Raw genomic sequence first — 17,720 nt, forward strand, 5'->3', positions numbered from 1 at the left:
ATCCATACCGTGCCAGCCGGGTTAAAGTGGTGGCGTGAGCGAAGTAGAAGAAAACAAATACGACCTTGATGAACTCCTCTCCGGAGATGAGATGCTGACGCTACCCGAGGTAGCCGACCGCCTGGGAATTGTCGTTTCCCGCGTGCATGACCTGCTGCATGACCGCAAGATGATCGCCTGGCGCAACAAAGACGGTATCCGGTTAGTCCCGGAGTTGTTTTTCAACGCCAAAGACAAAGTATCCAAGTACGTCACCGGCACCATCACGGTACTGACAGACGCGGGCTATAGCGATGAGGAAATCTTTGCGCACCTTTTCACCGCAGATGACACGCTGCCCGGGCGCCCAATTGACGCCCTGCACGGCCACCTGGCCAGGGAGGTCATCCGGCGCGCGCAGGCATCGGCGTTTTAAGCCCGCGCTTTGGTGGCTTGCGGGTCAAAGATCCACCCCGCAGCCCACCACGCGCCGGCTGCGGTGGCTAGCATCCACCACCAGTTGTAGAGCTGGTGGTTGCCGTCCCCGGCAAAGGCCAGCGCCACCACCACGGAGCCGCCCGTGGCTAGCTTGAGCAACCAGCGCGGGGGAGTAGGCGTGCCCACCAGTGAGATGCTGGACGCAAAGTACCACGGCAGAGTCACTGAGTTGAACGCGAACGCCACCTGGTAGGCGGCCACGGTGCCAAAAATAGCCTGCCGGCGGCCGCCGCGCGCCAGCCACCACACAACCACCAGGCCCACCAGCATGCAGATCATTCCCGCCGTGCGGGCGGCGGATAGCACTCCGTTGTAGGTGACCTCCGGGTCGAAGAGTTGCAGCAGCGGCGTGAGGAAATCCGTGAGCAGCGTGGGCCCAGCCAGTGGGTTAATCACCTTCGAGTTCCCGGAGATCTCAGTCAACCAGCCCCACGACACCCCGGATAGCGCGGTGACGGCCGCGAGCACCAGGGCGGTTTCTGCCACTATTACCACCCCGCCGGCCAGGAAGGCCGCGAATTTCTTTGCCGGTTGGGTAGCGCGGTTGATAAACAGCCATAGCACAAACGGCATGGCCAAAAAGGCGGTGGCCTTCAGCGATACCGCCAGCGCGATGAGCCCAACGCCCCCAGCCATGGACCCGCGCCCGCCGCGCAGCGCCGCCAACAGACCCAGGCTGACCAAGGCCACCATGATGGACTCGTTGTGCATTCCACCAACCAGGTGGATGATCATGACCGGGTTGGCAACCCCTAGCCACAGCGCCACTACTGGGTTGCCGCCTAGGGCCGTGGCGATCCGTGGCACCGCCCAGGAGATGGCCAGGAACCCCGCCACGGACAGTAGCTTGTAGACAACTATCCCGGCCGTGACGTTGTCGCCTACCACGCTGGTGACCATATTTCCCGTCAACAGGTGCAAAGGGCCATAAGGGGTAGTGGTGTTACGCCAGTCCTGGGACACCTCCAAGAGGAACGGCCCGGGGTTGACGGCCGCGCCCTGGGTATAGGGGTCAAAGCCATCGCGGACCATGGCCCCTTGCATGAGGTAGGAGTAGACATCACGCGAGGCTATGGGGCCGGCTAGTAGCAGCGGTGCCACCCATACCCACACCGTGGTGCGCAGCCGGGAGAAAGCGTCCGGAATATTCCTTTTGGCCAGGACCGGGGCCACGAGGTATTTTCCCACCCCCACCCAGGCCGCCACCAGGAGGAATACGCCTGTCCAAAATCCCAGGATCGATAAGTTTCTGCCGTGGCCGAAGCTGAAAAAAGACAGCCCAAGTGCCTCCAGGACCCCGCCGCGGTGACGGGTGGCCCCGCCGCCAAAGGATGCCAGGGCCAAGACTACGGTGCCTGCCACACCTAGTCTAAGGGGCCAGGGGGTAACGCTGGTTCTTACCTCGGGGGTTCGCACCATGGCTAGCTCTTTCGGGCGGTGGCTTTGATGGCCAGGTTCTCAAGCATGTCCGCCACCTCCGGCTGGACGCCTGCGGAGTGCAGGTAGGCCAGGCCGGAAGATGTTAGTGCGTCTATGCGGCGTTCCATTTCCGCGCGGGCCCCGGAGGTCTCAATTATTTCCGCCATCGTGGCGATATCGGCCGGGTCATCGGTAACCCCCACCAGGTTGCGCAGGATGGCAGCGTCCGCCGGGTGCGCGCGCTGGAGTGCCAGCGCCAGGAGTACCGTGCGTTTTCCCTCGCGCAGATCATCCCCGGCGGGCTTTCCGGTGACTTTCGGGTCACCGAAGACGCCCAATTCATCATCGCGCAGCTGGAAGGCAATGCCGATATCGCGCCCGTAGCCCCGGAAGGCCTCGATGAGTGCGGGGTCCGCGCCGGCAATGGCCGCCCCCAGGTGCAGGGGGCGTTCGATGGTGTAGGCGGCGGTCTTAAACCTATTGACGGCGTCCGATAGCTCGATTGACTCCGCGCCGGAGGCCTCCAGGTTGATGTCTAGCAGTTGCCCGCCGATGACCTCTGTGCGCATGGCCCGCCACGGCTCTAGCGCCCTAGCGCGCGCGGTGGCTGGCAGCTGCGCGGACTGGAACATGTCCTCTGCCCACACTAGGGCAAGATCCCCCACCAAGATGGCGGCGGAGCGGCCAAAACGTGCGGGGTCACCGGATAAACCTTGGGCCCGGTGGAATGCCTCAAGCTGCCGATGCACCGTGGGGTTGCCGCGCCGAGTATCCGAGGCGTCCACAATATCGTCGTGGATGAGCGCACAGGCTTGGATAAACTCCAGCGAGCTAGCGACTTCTAGCATGGCGGCAGGGCTTATGTCTGTGTCCATCCCACCCGCGCCCACAAAGCCGGCCCACGCATAAAGCGGGCGAATCCGTTTGCCCCCGTTGAGAACAAAGTCCTCCAAGAAACGGGTGTTGTCCACCACCGGTTGCCCGATGCCGGAGACCTCCGAACGACGGGAGTCAAAATATTTGACCAATTGCTCCTTGACGGCGGTGGCAAAGTCTGGTGCTGAGAGTAGACCTGGGCGGTGGGGGGAAGTCACAGAATCTTTCACGCGTTTAACGATACCTTGCCGCCCGCGCTATCGCGGCTATTGCGGTGTGGCCTTCAGGGGCAGTTCCGCGCCCAAGACGGCAAAGGGGCGCTCATCCCCGGGGTAGGTGAAATCACGGAGGATATCGAAAAACCCGACCGAGCGGTAAAGCCCAAAGGCGCGGTTGGACTCGTCTTTTACCTCCGGGGTGGACAGCAGGACGTAGCGCGCCGGGATGTTCCACAGCAGCTCCTGGAGTAGTGCCCGGCCAATGCCCATCCCCTGGAAGTTGGGGTGTACGTGGATTTCGGTGAGTTCGAAATAGCTGCGCAGCATTTCCCATTGGGCTGCGGTGGGGCCGCCCTGCTTCTCCAGGCCCAGGCGCAGGTGCCTGTCCCACCAGGTATCGGGGGAACCAAGAAACCCATAGCCCACGCCAGCGATAAGCCCTCTGCGTTCCGCGATCACCGCGGTGAACCCAGGTCTGACGACGTCGCGGCGCCAGGTGCTGACCCGGTGGGCGCGCACCTGGGGGTTGTAGCCCATGGCTGCGAGGTAGACGTCCACGAGTTGCGGCGCGTACAGGGAAAACTCGGCCGGGCTGAGGCGGTGCAGATGAAAGGTCACGCCTTCTATCGAAACAAATTTTTCCGGCCCCGGCTAGCAAATGGCAATAAAAATCCCTCCCTTGTGCGTACACCCCTTGCCAACCTCGAACAAACGTACTAATTTAGATCCCAGCACCGTCCCCACCCTCACCTATAGTTCTTCCCGTACCCACCACCCATACTCACCGCAGTAGAAAGGAAGGCCATCATGGCTCAAGTAATTTCCGCAACCACGGCCTTTGGCCGGAACTCCCTGTCCGGAAAGCGCACCCGCTTCCTACTCCAGGCGCATGACCTTTTGCTCCGGGCGCGCTCCCGGGCCGCTGCCGGTGACTTCGAACAAGCGGTGGAATACGCCTATCAGGCGGCGCTGCGCACGGCGGGTGCGTGGGTGGCTGATTCCTCGGTGGGGCGCCGCAAGCGTCTGCCCGCCAGCGCGTGGGACCGCCTGTCCTTGGTGGGCGGCGCGGCGGGGGAGTGGGTGGAGTTATTCCGCCCCTATTCCCGTCTGCGGTCGCGCCTTATTTCCGGGCTGGAGGACTCTGTGTCTGCAGATAACGCGATGGCGCTCATCTCTTCTGTCGCGGACTTCCTTTATGCGGCTGAGGGAACAGAGCTTGTGGCCGCTGCTGCCTAACCGGTTGCCATGCTAACCGGACGCCATTCCCGCGGTGCCCCCATTCCCATCCCCGCCGGGCCATCGGTGGGGGTGGGTTTTGCTTAGATTGCGCGCATGGGAACTAAAAGCTTTGTAGTCTCGTTGTATAAAGTGAAAGTCGCACCTCCTTATTGTGGGGCGGTGCCGTATAAACCCTAAATTGCGTGGGAGGAACCCGTGTCTCTTTCTGAGCAAGAGCTGCGCACACTTCGAGAGATCGAAAAGTCCTTGATGGCAGAGGACCCAAAGTTTGGCGCTTCTGTGAAGCAGGACATTAATTTTGGTGGCCGGTCGGGCACCTTGACGCTTCGCGGTGTCGCTTTAATAGTCGTGGGCCTGGCCATGATGGTTGGCGGCGTCGCGTTGGCGCAGCAGTCTTTGTGGTTCGTAGCGTTGTCCGTGGTTGGTTTCCTGGTGATGTTCGGCGCTGGTGTGTGGATGTTGCGCGGTTCTTCGGCGGCGCCGGCGGAACCTTCCGGGGCGGTTCATCCTTCCCGGCGTCGGGTTTCCGGCGCTAGCAAGCGTGGCTCCCGTGGTCGTAGTACGGGTTCTAAATTGGAGGAGAATTTCCGCCGTCGCTTTGAGGGTAATTAAGCCCACCTACGCTACTTAGTATCCGGTTCCGCCTTTAATCAAGGCGGGACCGGATTTTTGTTTGCCACCGTCTCCCACTTTGCCCCACTCCCGCACCGCCCGCCGCGGCTTCGTTAAGTCCGGCGGATTTTCGCCGATTGCACGCTTGGGCTCAGTCCGGTGAAAAGCGCCTGGAACGGGGCGTGATTCTACTGCTGTGGCTGGAGGTGTTTAACCTGACTTGGGTCATTCCAGTGTGACTTATTTAATATTGACATTGTGGCCTGCAGATTCGGGTGTGGGACCAGTGACTTTTCCTGACTAAGCGGGTAGCTGATGGGGGTAGTCACTCTGTTGTGTGTATCACTGCCCCGTATTCGTATTGCTGCTAGTGGGCTGGGCGGTTGCAGCGCAACCGTCGCGGCCAGATATTGCCCCTGAGCAGGTCATTAGGATTACTAGCCGCGTTTTTAATTTGAGAAATCAGTACGGACAGCGAAATTCGCTCTGCAGTCCCGCCCAATTTGCCCTCGCGCGCATACTCTATTCAAGGGCACCTGCCCGTGGGCGTGACTGCGGTGACACGCGAGAACTTGTCCGGACGTCACACCACGAAATCCCTGAAACACCTAGTCAGAGCCATAAAGAGGGAATGTGCAATAGAATCTCAAATCGAGGAGCAAAAAATGTAGGCCTAACGCCGCAGTCGCCAGACTTAGCCGGTCTCATCCAAAAGATCTCGAAACCTGACTAAAATGAGCCAACTCGGGGCGGCTTCGTTAAGTCCGGCGGATTTTCGCCGATTGCACGCTTGGGCTCAGTCCGGTGAAAAGCGCCTGGAACGGGGCGTGATTCTACTGCTGTGGCTGGAGGTGTTTAAAGGGGTTGGGGTGTGTTGCTGGTACAAATGTGGCGCATTGGGGATAGTTTTGGCGGGGGGTAGGGGAAGTTTCCCCACCGAAATTCCTGCCCTCTATCTGCTGTTTTAAAAATTACACTTATGAAACATGCGCGCTTAGCTAGAGTTTGTGGGGCAAAGTGGGGTAGAGTGGGGCGCAGTGGAAGAGAGGGTAGCTTTTCTTTCCGGAAAATTTAAAAGCAGTAGAGAAAACCGGCGCTTCAATCACAATCATTCACAGCACAAGGAAGGTGGGGTCCGGACGTGTTTCTTGGAACCTACACTCCCAAGCTTGATGACAAAGGGCGGTTGACCCTCCCAGCGAAGTTCCGTGATGAACTAGCGGGCGGGTTGATGGTGACCAAGGGGCAAGACCATTCCCTAGCGGTGTATCCGCGCGAAGAGTTTGCCCAGCGGGCCCGTAAGGCCGCGGCGGTCTCGCGCACCAGCCCGGAGGCCCGTGCGTTTATCCGTAACTTGGCAGCAAGTGCGGATGAGCAACGGCCTGACGGCAGTGGGCGCATCACTTTGTCCGCGGCTCATCGTGAATACGCAGACCTTAAGAAGGAGTGCGTAGTGATTGGTTCGGTGGATTTTCTCGAAATTTGGGACGCAGCCAAGTGGGCTGAGTACCAAGCGCAAACCGAAGACGCCTACTCGGCAGCTGATGCGGACGACGTCCTCATGGGCCTGCTGTAGGAGGCACAAGACTCAACAGAGTAAGTGCGTGTACGGACTCTGCCCGAGGTGGATGATTCTGGTGTACTTCCCCGATATCAGAACCTGCCTCGGACAGGGCTCTATACGCACTTTCGTTTATATCTGGCTGTGACTACTAAGCCAGCCCACACCAACCAGCAAGGAAGGGAGAACCCCGTGACCGGATACGACACGGAAGAAAACCACGGTCACGTTCCCGTGATGCGTGCGCGCATGGCCGAACTCCTTTCCAGCTCCGTATCTGCCGCCGGATCTAACGCCGTCATCGTGGACGGCACCCTCGGGGCTGGCGGGCACGCGGAGTCCTTCCTAGAAAAGTTCCCCCACGCCAGCTTGATTGGCGTTGATAGGGACTTGGCGTCCTTGGAATCTGCCACTGACCGTCTGAAACGCTTTGGTAGCCGCTTTGTTGGCGTCCACGCGCGTTTCGATGAGGTAGGTAGCGCGATTGCCACGGGCACAGACCCCATCTTTGCCACCGCGCGTGAGCACGGCGTCGCCGGAGCCCTGTTTGACCTGGGTGTATCCTCCATGCAGCTGGATCAACTCGACCGCGGTTTCGCCTACCGCACCAACGCCCCGCTGGATATGCGCATGGACCCCACCCAGCACTTAACGGCGGCGGATATCCTCAACACTTATTCACATGGGGACCTGGCCCGCATACTTAAAACTTACGGCGATGAACGCTTCGCCGGAAAGATCGCCTCAGCCGTACTCAAAGAGCGCGAAGCGGAGCCTTTTGTAGATTCCGCCCGCCTGGTGGAGCTGCTCTACGACACTATCCCGGCGGCTACCCGGCGCACCGGCGGCCACCCAGCCAAGCGCACGTTTCAGGCGCTGCGCGTAGAAGTCAACCGCGAGCTTGAGGCCATCGAACAAGTCCTGCCCGTTATCACCTCCGCTCTGGCAGTTGGTGGGCGCGCAGTGTTTATGAGCTACCAGTCCTTGGAAGACCGGATTGTCAAAGGTGCCTTCAAGCAGCTTGCCACCTCTACCACTCCTGCCGGACTGCCCATGGACCTTCCCGGAACCGCAGCACATTTCAAGGTGGTAACGCGCGGAGCGGAGAAGGCTAGCCAAGAGGAGATAGCTGAAAATCCTCGGGCCGCTTCGGTTCGCGTTCGCGCGCTTGAGCGAATAGACGGCGAGCCCAAGTTTTTAGCTCCCGACCCCATAAAGACCGCATGACAGACTCACACCCACTCCTAGATAGAAAGGCCGCGTAAGGACCATGGCAATAAGCAGGGACTACACGACCGGTAATGACTCTTATGTGCCACGTACCGCAGGCCAGCATTCTTCGGTGCTGACCCGCACTCGGACTAGCCGTGACCACTTTGCCGCGCGCCAGGCTGCCCGGCCTGCTAGTGATAAACGTCTAGCACCCGGGATGCTCAGCCGGACGGAGGTGCAGATCCGCAGCCACAAAGACCGCGTTGCGGCCTCGCGGCTTGGATCCAAGCAGGTTGTTAGCGAACGTGGACGCCGGGTTACCACCTCGCGCGAGGTTCGTCTGCTAACTAAGCTCTCGGCTTATTCCATTGCGCTGCTAATTGCTGGGGTGTGTATGGCAATGTGGTTCTCCGGGAGCGCGACTTCGCAGGCATTTCGCATTCAACAGCTTTCCTCGCAGGAGGCCACGCTGGACAACCAGCTAGAAACTCTCCACCGCGACTTGGAGAATGCGCGTAGTGCTGCCGATGTCTCCCGTCGCGCCGTTGGCGTATCCATGGGCGTGCCGGTTCAGGCTGGAATCGTGGAGGTCAATCCGGAAGGCGAGCTCATCCATTTGCGCGAAGCCACCCAAGAGATGGATTCCATCATCGACGTCAATGGTGAGTTGGTTCGTCCAGGGCAGGCTTCCAGTGACCCGGCGGCCGCCCGCGACCTTGAGGGCAACGTGGCCCCGCTTCCGCAGGGGCAGCAAGCTGTGGAAAACGCACCCGCACCCGCACCGGGCGTGGGCCCAGTGGCAGCGGCGCTTCCTGCCCGGGCTCCATATTCCGGCTAGAGTCCTAGGCGGTAACGGTAGCGGTACCGTACACCGGTGCCGTAATTGACAGAGTCGCTACTGCCCTTAGCGTCGTGGAGGACTTAGAATCTTCACAAGAGCCCGGTTCCGGGATTTTAAGTTTTATGGTTTATTAGTGCAAGGTGAGGAGACTTCCCAGGTGTCAACGCCCTATTCAGGCGGTTCGCGCTCCGGTAAGTACCGGGGCGTATCTCGAATGGATTCCTCCCGCCAAGGTCGCACTGTTGCGCCACCGCGTCGGACGCCTCCGGTGAGTGTGCCCGCACCACCGCCGGCTTCCCGGCCTCGAATCAAGCATCCCAAGAAGCCGGCCCGTTCCCAACGGGAGGTTATGAAATCCCGCCTCGGTATCGCAGCCTTGCTGGTCTGCGTTCTTCTCACTGTGCTCGTGGTGCGCTTGGCCCAGGTGCAGATATTGTGGGGCCCGGAGTTCGCGCAGCAGGCCGTGGCCCAAAGGACCCGTGTCTACGTGGATCCGGCGCGTCGCGGTGAGATTGTTGACCGCACCGGCAAGTCCTTGGCCTACACCATGCAGGCCCGTTCCCTAACGGCTTCTCCCACCCGCCTGCGCGAAGAGCTGCGGCAGCAGGAAAAAGTCGCGTTAGTGGAGTCCGTGGATGATTTCGGTTCATTGAGCGAGCAGGAGATTAACGACCGCTTGGACGAGATGGTGCAGGCGCGGCTGAAAGACATCGCGGAGGGTATCCCGCGGATGCTGCGGGAGGCCGGGGCTTCAACTGAGACCGTCGAATCCAAGGAAATCTTGGCCAAACTAAAGTCTGATACCGCCTACCAAAACCTGGTTCACAACGTGGACCCGGACGTAGCGGTGGAAATTTCCCAGTCCTTTCACGGATTGGCTGCGGACCATCAAGATATTCGCCAGTACCCAAACGGGGCTATCGCGGAGAACTTGGTGGGCAAAGTAGGCATGGACGGTGTGGGCCAGTTTGGGCTAGAGGCCTACTGGGATGGCATCATGCGCGGCAGCAACGGGGAATCCACCGAGCAAGTTTCTACTGAGGGCCAATTTATCCCCGGAACGCTCAAAGACGTAACCCAGGTAAAAAACGGCGACAGCCTGGAACTTACTCTTGACCTAGACCTGCAGACTTTCGTCCAGCAGAAGCTGGAGAAGGCCGTGGCCAATTCGCAGGCTAAGTCTGGCGAAGCCGTGGTCCTTGACGTTGCCTCCGGACAGGTGTTGGCCATGGCCAACACCGGAACCATCGACCCCAACGGCAATATCCAACGCCAGTTGGACCAGGGCAAGCACTTTGACAACCCTTCCGTTTCCCACCCGTTTGAACCCGGTTCGGTGGCAAAAATCATCACCGCAGCTGCCACCATTGAGGAGGGCCTTACCGCGCCGGATGAGGTGCTGCAGGTGCCGGGATCCATCGACATGGCTGGCGTGACCGTGCGTGATGCCTGGCCACACGACGTGGAGCCGTACACCACCACTGGTGTGTTTGGTAAGTCCTCCAACGTGGGCACGCTCATGCTGGCCCAGCGCTTGGGGGAGGACAAGTTTGCCAAGTATATCGACGCCTTCGGGCTGGGCCGCGTGACCGGGGTTGAGCTGCCCAACGAGTCTGCCGGTATTGTTCCGGACCGCACCCAGTGGTCGGGTGGTACCTTTGCCAACCTGCCCATTGGGCAGGGCATGTCGTGGACCGCGTTGCAGTTAGCTAGTGTCTACCAGACCATTGCCAATGGCGGTGAGCGGATTGAACCGCGCATCGTGAGCAAGAAGATCCTGGCCAGTGGTGAGGAGATCGCGCCAGATGCCCCGGAGACTACCAGGGTGGTTAGCGAACAGACTGCGCGTACCGTTACTGATATTTTCCGCGCCCCTTTCCAATCTGATCCCACCGGGGTGCAGTCCGGTACGGCCGCTAACGCCAGCCTGGAGGGCTACCAACTAGCAGGTAAGACGGGAACGGCCCAGCAGGTTATCAACGGCGCGTATTCCAATTCCAGTTATTGGATTACCTTTGCCGGTATTGCGCCGGCGGATGACCCGCGCTTTGTGGTTTCTATCATGCTGGATGCGCCGCAATCGGGTGTCAACGATAACGGTTCGGGCGGCCAGTCCGCCGCGCCGGTCTTCCGCGACATCGCGCAGTGGCTGCTAGACCGGGACAACATTTCACCATCACCTGATGCCCCGCGGCTTGTCCTGCGGGCGGAATAGGAGCAGATTTCCATGGCTTTTACAGTTTCTTCGCTAGCCAAGTTGGCGGGCGGGCGTGTCCACGGTGAGGGTGCCGTCACGGTTGACTCGGTGACGTTGGATTCCCGCGAGGTCACGGCCACGGGGCTATTCGCGGCTCTGCCGGGCACGCGCGCACACGGAGCGAGCTTTGCCGCAGACACCCCCGCAGCAGCCGTTCTTAGCGATGCCGCCGGGGTCGCCCTCCTCACACAAACTCCCGGCTTTGACCGCCCCATCATCGAGGTGGAGGACATCCGTGCCGTCCTGGGGCTGGTAGCCGCAGAGGTCTACGGGCACCCCACCCGCGATATGACGGTGATTGGAATTACTGGGACTTCGGGAAAGACCACAACCAGCTACCTGGTGGAGGCCGGTCTGCTTGAGGCGGGTCACTGCGTAGGCCTAATTGGCACCACCGGAACCCGGATCAACCGCGAGCCGGTGCCTACAAAACTCACCACGCCGGAAGCGCCGCGGCTCCAAGAGCTTTTTGCCACCATGAAATCCCGGAACGTCACCCACGTGGTGATGGAGGTGTCCTCCCACGCCCTGGAACTGGGCCGCGTGGTGGGAACGGAGTTTGACGTTGCTGGGTTTACCAACCTAAGCCAGGACCACTTGGACTTCCACCCCACGATGGGTGAGTACTTTGCCGCGAAGGAAAAGCTGTTTCACGGCCTGCGCGCGGCTGTTATCTGCGTTGATGATGAATGGGGCCAAAAGCTTCACCAATCCGTGGCGGCCCCAACTACCACCGTTGCCACCACTGGTGCAGCGGATGTGCAGGCGCGCACTGTAGCGGTGGAGGCTTCTGGTGCGCAAGAGGTTGAACTCAACGGGCATACGCGGTTCCGCCTTCCGCTGCCGGGCCCTTTCAACGTGGCCAACGCGGCGCTTGCCATTGGCTTGGCGGACGCGGTGGGTGCTGACCGGGAGAGCTTTATCCGCGGCCTGGAAGGCGTGGCGGTTCCCGGGCGCATGGAAAGGATAGACCGGGGCCAAGACTTCATTGCCGTGGTGGACTATGCCCACAAACCTGCGGCCGTTGCCGCCGTCTTGGATACCCTGCGCGAGCAGTTGGGTGACACCGGCCGGATTGGCATCGTTGTTGGTGCCGGCGGGGACCGGGATTCCGCGAAACGCGCTGTGATGGGCGCTAACGCCGCACAGCGTGCGGATCTGGTCATTGTTACCGATGACAACCCGCGTACCGAGGACCCCGCCGCCATCCGCGCGGAGGTACTCTCCGGCGCGCGCGGGCACCAAGCCAAGGTCGTGGAGGTCGCCTCCCGCGCTCAGGCCATTGCGGAACTAGTGGCGTGGGCCGGGCCCGGGGACGCCGTCATCGTGGTGGGCAAAGGCCACGAGGTCGGCCAGATTTACGGCTCCGAAACCCTGCCCTTCGACGACCGCGAAGAGATGGCCCGCGCACTATCAGCGAAGGAGTCTTAACCCATGATTGACCTGACGCTACAAGAGATTGCGCAGCTAACCGGCGGTTATTTGGACCAGGTTGCTGACCCAGAACAACCCGTGACGGGGTCTGTGGAGTTTGACTCCCGGAAGCTTGGTCCCGGCGCGCTGTTTGTGGCCATTCCCGGCGCCAAAGTAGACGGCCACGACTTCGCGGCCCAGGCCATCGAGCAGGGCGCGGTGGCGGTGCTGGCCGCGCGTCCGGTGGGTGTGCCTGCCATCGTGGTGACCCCGGAAGGCCCGGAAGGCCCGGAAGGCCCGGAAGGCACGGCCGCCCCGGCCGCGTCCAACGCGGAAATCTATGCTCACGACGCGGACGGTTCCGCCGCCGCGGTCGTGCGAGCACTTTCAGCTTTGGCGCGCGCTGTAACCCAGCGACTGCACCGCGAGCACGGTCTGCGCATAATCGGGGTGACCGGATCGGCTGGCAAGACTTCCACTAAGGACCTTATAGCTACTGTGCTGCGCGCTGGCGGGCAAACCGTAGCGCCGCCGGGGTCTTTCAACAACGAAATCGGGTTGCCTTATACCGCCTTGCGGTGCGATACCCAGACTCAGTTCTTGGTGGCGGAAATGTCCGCCCGGGACGTGGGGCACATTAAGCTGCTGACGGAAATCACCGCGCCCGAGGTTGGTGTGGTGCTCAACGTTGGCACTGCCCACCTGGGGGAGTTCGGCAGCAAAGCCAACATTGCCGCGGCCAAGCGCGAGCTCATTGAGGCCCTGCCGGCGCACGGAACCGCCATCTTGAACGCGGATGATGAAGCGGTGGCCGCCATGGCGCCGCATACCCGCGCGAAGGTGGAGTTTTTCTCCGCCGCCACTCCGCCGGATCCGCGAGCGCGCTACGTGGCAAGCAACATCGAGCTCGATGATGTCGCGCGCCCCACCTTTGACCTGCGCGTGGACGGCCACACGTACAAAGTTAAACTGCAGGTCTTTGGCCAGCACCAAGTATCCAATGCCCTGGCCGCCATCGCTGCCGCGCGCGCCGCGGGCGTAGAGCTTAGCGCGGTCCTGAGCGCGCTTGAGGGGCATACCAACGCCTCCGCCCACCGCATGGATGTCCACACCCGTGCTGACGGCGTCACCATCATCGATGATTCCTACAACGCCAACCCGGATTCCATGAGTGCGGCGATTGCTGCGCTGGGATACACCTCAGCGGCCCGCCCGGACGCCCGCGCCATCGCGGTGCTGGGGGAGATGGGGGAGTTGGGAGCGGACGCTACCTCCGCGCACGCCGCCGTGGTTGAGGATCTCCTGAAATTCCACGTTGATTTTTTGGTGGTGGTAGGACACAACGCCAATTGCGAGGCGATGGCCCACGCGGCGAAGACACAGGGTATAAGTACTACTGTGGTATCCGATACCGAAGAAGCCGTATCAGCGGTGTGGGAAATAATCTCCGCACCACCCACCGGAGTGGACCACCCGGCGGGGGACGTCATCCTGGCAAAGGCCTCCAATGCCCAGGCCTTATGGCGTGTGGCGCAAGAATTAATACAACACTAGACCACCAGCTACGAGCACACCCCAGCAAAGGAATATAAGAAAGAAAATGACCCAGATCATCATCTCAGGAGTCTTGAGCTTCCTCGTAGCCATTTTCCTCACCCCTTTTCTAATTCGGTATTTCTCCGATGCCGGCAAAGGTCAGGAAATCCGCGAGGACGGACCGAAGTCCCACCTGCGCAAGCGCGGCACCCCGACCATGGGCGGGATTGCCATTATTGCCGGAATAGTGGTGGCTTACTTTGCCACCAATCTCTTTGCCATGGTGACCGGCCGCGGAGGGTTTTCAGTATCCGGATTCTTGGTCTTAGGGCTCGCGCTAGGAATGGGGGCATTAGGCTTTGCCGATGACTTCATCAAGCTCTTTCGCGAGCGCAACCTGGGTCTGAACAAGACCGCCAAGCTCGTGGGCCAGCTAGTTCTTTCCCTGGCCTTTGGCCTGGCCATCCTGGCGTTTCCCAACGAACACGGCGTCACCCCAGGCTCGACGCACCTTTCTTTCATCCGCGACTTTGATTTCTTTGACATCGCCTACGGCCCTGCCTTCATTGGGATTCCCGTGTTCTTGTTGTTCATGTACATCCTCATCGCAGCGTGGTCCAACGCGGTCAACCTCACCGATGGCTTGGACGGCCTGGCCGCTGGTTCCACTGCTTTTGTCATGGGGGCCTATGCGCTCATTACCTTCTGGCAGTTCCGCTATTCTTGCGCGGAGGGCTTCACCGCCGGGTGCTACGAGGTTCGCGACCCGCTTGACCTGGCAATCTTGGCCTCCGCCGGCCTGGGCGGCTGCCTGGGCTTTTTGTGGTGGAACGCCGCGCCCGCCAAAATCTTCATGGGGGACACCGGATCCCTGGCGCTGGGCGGCCTGGTGGCGGGGCTTTCTGTGGCCTCGCGTACAGAGCTGCTGATGATTGTCATCGGCGCGCTTTTCGTGGTGGAAGCCGCGTCCGTGGTCATCCAGGTGGTGGTGTTCCGGTCCACCGGCAAGCGCTTCTTCCGCATGGCTCCCATCCACCACCACTTTGAAAACGGCGGCTGGCCCGAAACCTCTGTGGTTATCCGCTTCTGGCTGCTAGCCGGGATGGCCACCATGATGGGCACGGCTGCCTTCTACGGCGACTGGTTGGTCAACGCCGGGATAGGACTCTAAGATGTTGCTCCCTCCACAATTTCAAGGACAGATCCTCATAGCCGGGGCCGGGATTTCCGGGCGCGGCTGCGCGCAACTGCTGGACTCGCTTGGAGCCATGCTCACTGTGGCTGATGACAACGCCGCAAACCTCGCCAACCTGCCCGCCGGCGTGGCCACCACTCCGGTGGCCAACGCCACGGCGGAGGTGGCCAGCTTTGATCTGGTGGTCACCTCACCGGGCTGGCGGCCGGATTCACCGCTGCTATTAGCCGCCCGCGCCGCCGGGGTGGAGGTGATAGGCGACGTGGAATTGGCTTATCGCCTGGACCGTGCGGAAGTATTTGGACCCTCCCGCACGTGGTTGGTGGTGACCGGGACCAACGGCAAGACCACAACCACCGGCATGTTGGCCGCCATCATGGCTGCTGATACGCCGCGTACCGGCAAGCGCGCCCTGGCCGTGGGCAACATTGGCGTGTCTGTATTTGATGCGCTTGCGCACACCGACCGGGTGGATATTCTGGTCGCGGAGCTGTCTTCCTTCCAGCTCCACTGGTCTAGTGAACTTTCCGCTGACGTGGGCGTCCTGCTGAACTTGGCGGACGACCACCTGGATTGGCATGGCAACTTTGCCAGTTACGCTGAGGCCAAGGCTAAGGCGTTGTGCGGGGCCGCCGCCGTCATTGGCTCTGATGATGCCCATGTGCGCGAGTACGCCGATGCCCTCCGTAGCAACGGCCACCTTGCCGCGCGCACGGTCAGCTTCACCGCCGGGCCCCCCGCAGCAGCCGCAACGACAGCCGCAACCGCAACGACAGTCGCAACCACAACCACAGCCGCAACCGCAGTCGCAACCGAGGCCGGGTCCGGGGCCGCATCCGCCACAACCGAGGCCGGGGCCGCAGCAGCCGCAACCGCAGTCGCAACCGAGGCCGTGGGCGTGGACGCAGGCCAGTTGGTCTCCACCATCGGTGGCCACCGCCAGGAGCTGTGCCCCGTGGCCGGCATTGAACCCGCCGGTGTTTCCGGTCAGCTCGACGCCGCCGCCGCCGCTGCGGCCGCTTTGCTGGCGGGGGCGTGCCCGGAAGCCATCGCCGCAGGGCTTGCTACCTACCGGGTAGCGGGGCATCGGGGTGCCGTAGTGCATTCCGAGGCGGGCATAGATTTTGTCGATAACTCCAAGGCCACCAACCCCCATGCCGCAGACGCCGCGCTAGACGGTCTGGATTCCGTGGTGTGGATAGCAGGTGGACAACTCAAAGGCGCGGAAGTCGAAGGCCTCATCTCCGCCCACGCAGCCAGGCTAAAAGCGGCCGTCCTTTTGGGGGTGGACCGCCAAATCCTGGCAGATGCCCTCGCGCGCTTGGCCCCGCAAGTGCCGGTGACCGTCATCGACTCCACCGACCCGGAAGCCGCCATGAGCCTGGCCGTGGAAGCGGCGCGCCGGCACGCTGCCGACGGTGACACGGTGTTGCTGGCCCCGGCGGCGGCATCGTTAGACATGTACCCCTCAATGGCCGTACGCGGCGACCTTTTTGCCCGCCTCGCCCGCGAAGGAGCCAACTGCTAATGACCACCGCCACCACCTCCAAGAAAACCGCCCTCCGCCCGGGCTTTGACTACCTGCTTTTGCGGATAGTGATCTTTGCCCTCATCGGAATAGGCTTGCTCATGGCCTACTCCGCAACCATGGCCACCTCCCTGGTTAATTCCGCAGACGGCTCCGTGTGGGCGGAAGCCGTGCACCAAACAGTCATGGTTTGCGCCGGGTTGGTGGTGTTTTGGATCGCGCTGCGCGTCCCGCCACGGGTCGTCCGGAAATTCACGTGGTTGTTTGTTCTGGTGGCCCTGTCCCTGCTGATCCTCGTGTTGACCCCGTTGGGCACCGGCCGCGCGGAGGTAGGTTCCCAATCATGGATTGTTCTAGGCCCAATTTCCATCCAGCCCTCGGAGATAGCCCGCGTGGCCATCGCCCTGTGCGGTGCCGCCATGCTGGCCAATAAAACACCAACCTCCGGTTTGTGGCGCAACGTTAACACCATGTGTAAAGACCCATACGTGCATTATGTGGCTATAGCCGCACTCTTCTTTATCCTCATCGCGTTGCAAAACGACATGGGCATGGCTGTGTCCTTCGCTCTGGTAGTGGTCTTCACGTTGCTCTTTGCCGGGTTGAGCCTCAAGTTCCTGCTCTTCCCGTTGGCGTTAGTACCCTTCATCGGGTACCTGTTGCTCTCCCGTGGAGACTTCCGTTCCAACCGTTTCCATACATACTTTGACGCGCTGACTGGCAACATCGAGGACACCCAAGGCAGCGGTTTTCAGACCTACCAGGGCTTCTTATCGCTTGCAGACGGTGGCCTAACCGGCGTCGGGCTGGGGCAATCCCGCGCTAAATGGTTCTACCTGCCAGAGGTTCGCAACGACTTCGTTTTTGCCATCGTGGGGGAGGAACTGGCTTTTTGGGGTGCGTCCCTGGTCATCGTCCTGTTTGCCGTGCTGGGGCTGGTGGGGATCCGCACCGCCATGCGCGCCCAAAATCAATTTCAGTCGCTTGTGGCGGCCACCCTTACTGCGGCGGTGGTGTCCCAGGCCTTTGTCAACATCTCCTACGTCATTGGTCTCTTGCCTGTGACGGGCATTCAGCTGCCCATGATTTCCTCGGGCGGTTCCGCGACCATCATCACCATTGGTGCAATGGGGCTGCTGTGCAGCGTGGCCCGCCACGAACCCGAGCAAGTTTCAGCTATGCAGAACTACGGCCGCCCGATGTTTGACCGCCTGCTGGTTATCCCCGAGCCCACCCCCAGCGGGGCAGTGAGGTCTGCGCGCAAGCAGCGGCACGCGGAAGTGCCCGCACGCGGCGCTGCGGCTGCGCGGAGGCGGCCCGCGGCACCGGTTCCGCC

General features: G+C 61.4%; 15 protein-coding genes. 12 read left to right on the forward strand and 3 right to left on the reverse strand.

The window, feature by feature from the left end:
• Positions 1-34: 34 nt before the first annotated feature.
• Entirely contained in the window at positions 35-415 is a 381-nt protein-coding gene (locus F4V58_RS03715) for an Rv2175c family DNA-binding protein (RefSeq protein WP_075733468.1), read from the forward strand.
• Here F4V58_RS03715 and F4V58_RS03720 read toward each other — a convergent pair.
• From F4V58_RS03720 to F4V58_RS03730, 3 genes are read right to left on the reverse strand one after another with little or no spacing between them, the layout of a single operon-like run.
• Entirely contained in the window at positions 412-1,839 is a 1,428-nt protein-coding gene (locus F4V58_RS03720) for an alpha-(1->6)-mannopyranosyltransferase A (RefSeq protein ID WP_342743299.1), read from the reverse strand. The two genes, F4V58_RS03715 and F4V58_RS03720, sit on opposite strands and share 4 nt — an antisense overlap.
• Positions 1,840-1,898: 59 nt before the next feature.
• Positions 1,899-3,002 (reverse strand): polyprenyl synthetase family protein, encoded by a 1,104-nt coding sequence (locus tag F4V58_RS03725; RefSeq protein WP_425429751.1) that lies wholly within the window; start codon positions 3,000-3,002, stop codon positions 1,899-1,901.
• 36 nt (positions 3,003-3,038) lie between these two features.
• A complete protein-coding gene (locus F4V58_RS03730; protein WP_075733472.1) occupies positions 3,039-3,608 on the reverse strand; it encodes a GNAT family N-acetyltransferase in 570 nt (189 codons plus the stop codon).
• Positions 3,609-3,797: 189 nt separating this feature from the next.
• Between F4V58_RS03730 and F4V58_RS03735 the strand changes: the two genes are divergently transcribed.
• From F4V58_RS03735 to F4V58_RS03785, 11 genes are all read left to right on the forward strand, one after another.
• Positions 3,798-4,226 carry an SAV_6107 family HEPN domain-containing protein gene (locus F4V58_RS03735; RefSeq protein WP_075733474.1) on the forward strand — a complete coding sequence of 143 codons (429 nt, stop codon included), beginning with the start codon at positions 3,798-3,800 and terminating at the stop codon, positions 4,224-4,226.
• Between the two features lie 198 nt (positions 4,227-4,424).
• Positions 4,425-4,841 (forward strand): DUF3040 domain-containing protein, encoded by a 417-nt coding sequence (locus F4V58_RS03740; RefSeq protein WP_075733476.1) that lies wholly within the window; start codon positions 4,425-4,427, stop codon positions 4,839-4,841.
• A gap of 1,141 nt (positions 4,842-5,982) precedes the next feature.
• Positions 5,983-6,417, forward strand: coding sequence for a division/cell wall cluster transcriptional repressor MraZ (gene mraZ / locus F4V58_RS03745; RefSeq protein WP_075733480.1), 435 nt, complete (start codon positions 5,983-5,985; stop codon positions 6,415-6,417).
• Between the two features lie 177 nt (positions 6,418-6,594).
• Positions 6,595-7,629, forward strand: coding sequence for a 16S rRNA (cytosine(1402)-N(4))-methyltransferase RsmH (rsmH, locus tag F4V58_RS03750; RefSeq protein WP_281247320.1), 1,035 nt, complete (start codon positions 6,595-6,597; stop codon positions 7,627-7,629).
• Positions 7,630-7,672: 43 nt separating this feature from the next.
• A complete protein-coding gene (gene ftsL, locus F4V58_RS03755; protein ID WP_150385702.1) occupies positions 7,673-8,452 on the forward strand; it encodes a cell division protein FtsL in 780 nt (259 codons plus the stop codon).
• Positions 8,453-8,804: 352 nt separating this feature from the next.
• Positions 8,805-10,670: a peptidoglycan D,D-transpeptidase FtsI family protein gene (locus tag F4V58_RS03760; RefSeq protein WP_075733482.1), complete on the forward strand. Its 1,866-nt coding sequence runs from the start codon at positions 8,805-8,807 to the stop codon at positions 10,668-10,670.
• 12 nt (positions 10,671-10,682) lie between these two features.
• Positions 10,683-12,143, forward strand: coding sequence for a UDP-N-acetylmuramoyl-L-alanyl-D-glutamate--2,6-diaminopimelate ligase (locus tag F4V58_RS03765; protein ID WP_075733484.1), 1,461 nt, complete (start codon positions 10,683-10,685; stop codon positions 12,141-12,143).
• A 3-nt stretch (positions 12,144-12,146) separates the two neighbouring features.
• Positions 12,147-13,679 (forward strand): UDP-N-acetylmuramoyl-tripeptide--D-alanyl-D-alanine ligase, encoded by a 1,533-nt coding sequence (locus F4V58_RS03770; protein ID WP_075733486.1) that lies wholly within the window; start codon positions 12,147-12,149, stop codon positions 13,677-13,679.
• 46 nt (positions 13,680-13,725) lie between these two features.
• Complete coding sequence (gene mraY / locus F4V58_RS03775; protein ID WP_075733488.1) at positions 13,726-14,832, forward strand: phospho-N-acetylmuramoyl-pentapeptide-transferase; 1,107 nt, start codon at positions 13,726-13,728, stop codon at positions 14,830-14,832.
• A gap of 1 nt (position 14,833) precedes the next feature.
• Positions 14,834-16,384 carry a UDP-N-acetylmuramoyl-L-alanine--D-glutamate ligase gene (gene murD, locus F4V58_RS03780; RefSeq protein WP_075733490.1) on the forward strand — a complete coding sequence of 517 codons (1,551 nt, stop codon included), beginning with the start codon at positions 14,834-14,836 and terminating at the stop codon, positions 16,382-16,384.
• On the forward strand, positions 16,384-17,720 hold a 1,337-nt coding region (locus F4V58_RS03785), incomplete at its 3' end, for an FtsW/RodA/SpoVE family cell cycle protein (RefSeq protein WP_150385703.1). The genes murD and F4V58_RS03785, both read left to right, overlap by 1 nt.

The organism is Corynebacterium phocae (genome assembly GCF_008693075.1).
GTDB classification, from domain to species: Bacteria; Actinomycetota; Actinomycetes; order Mycobacteriales; family Mycobacteriaceae; genus Corynebacterium; species Corynebacterium phocae.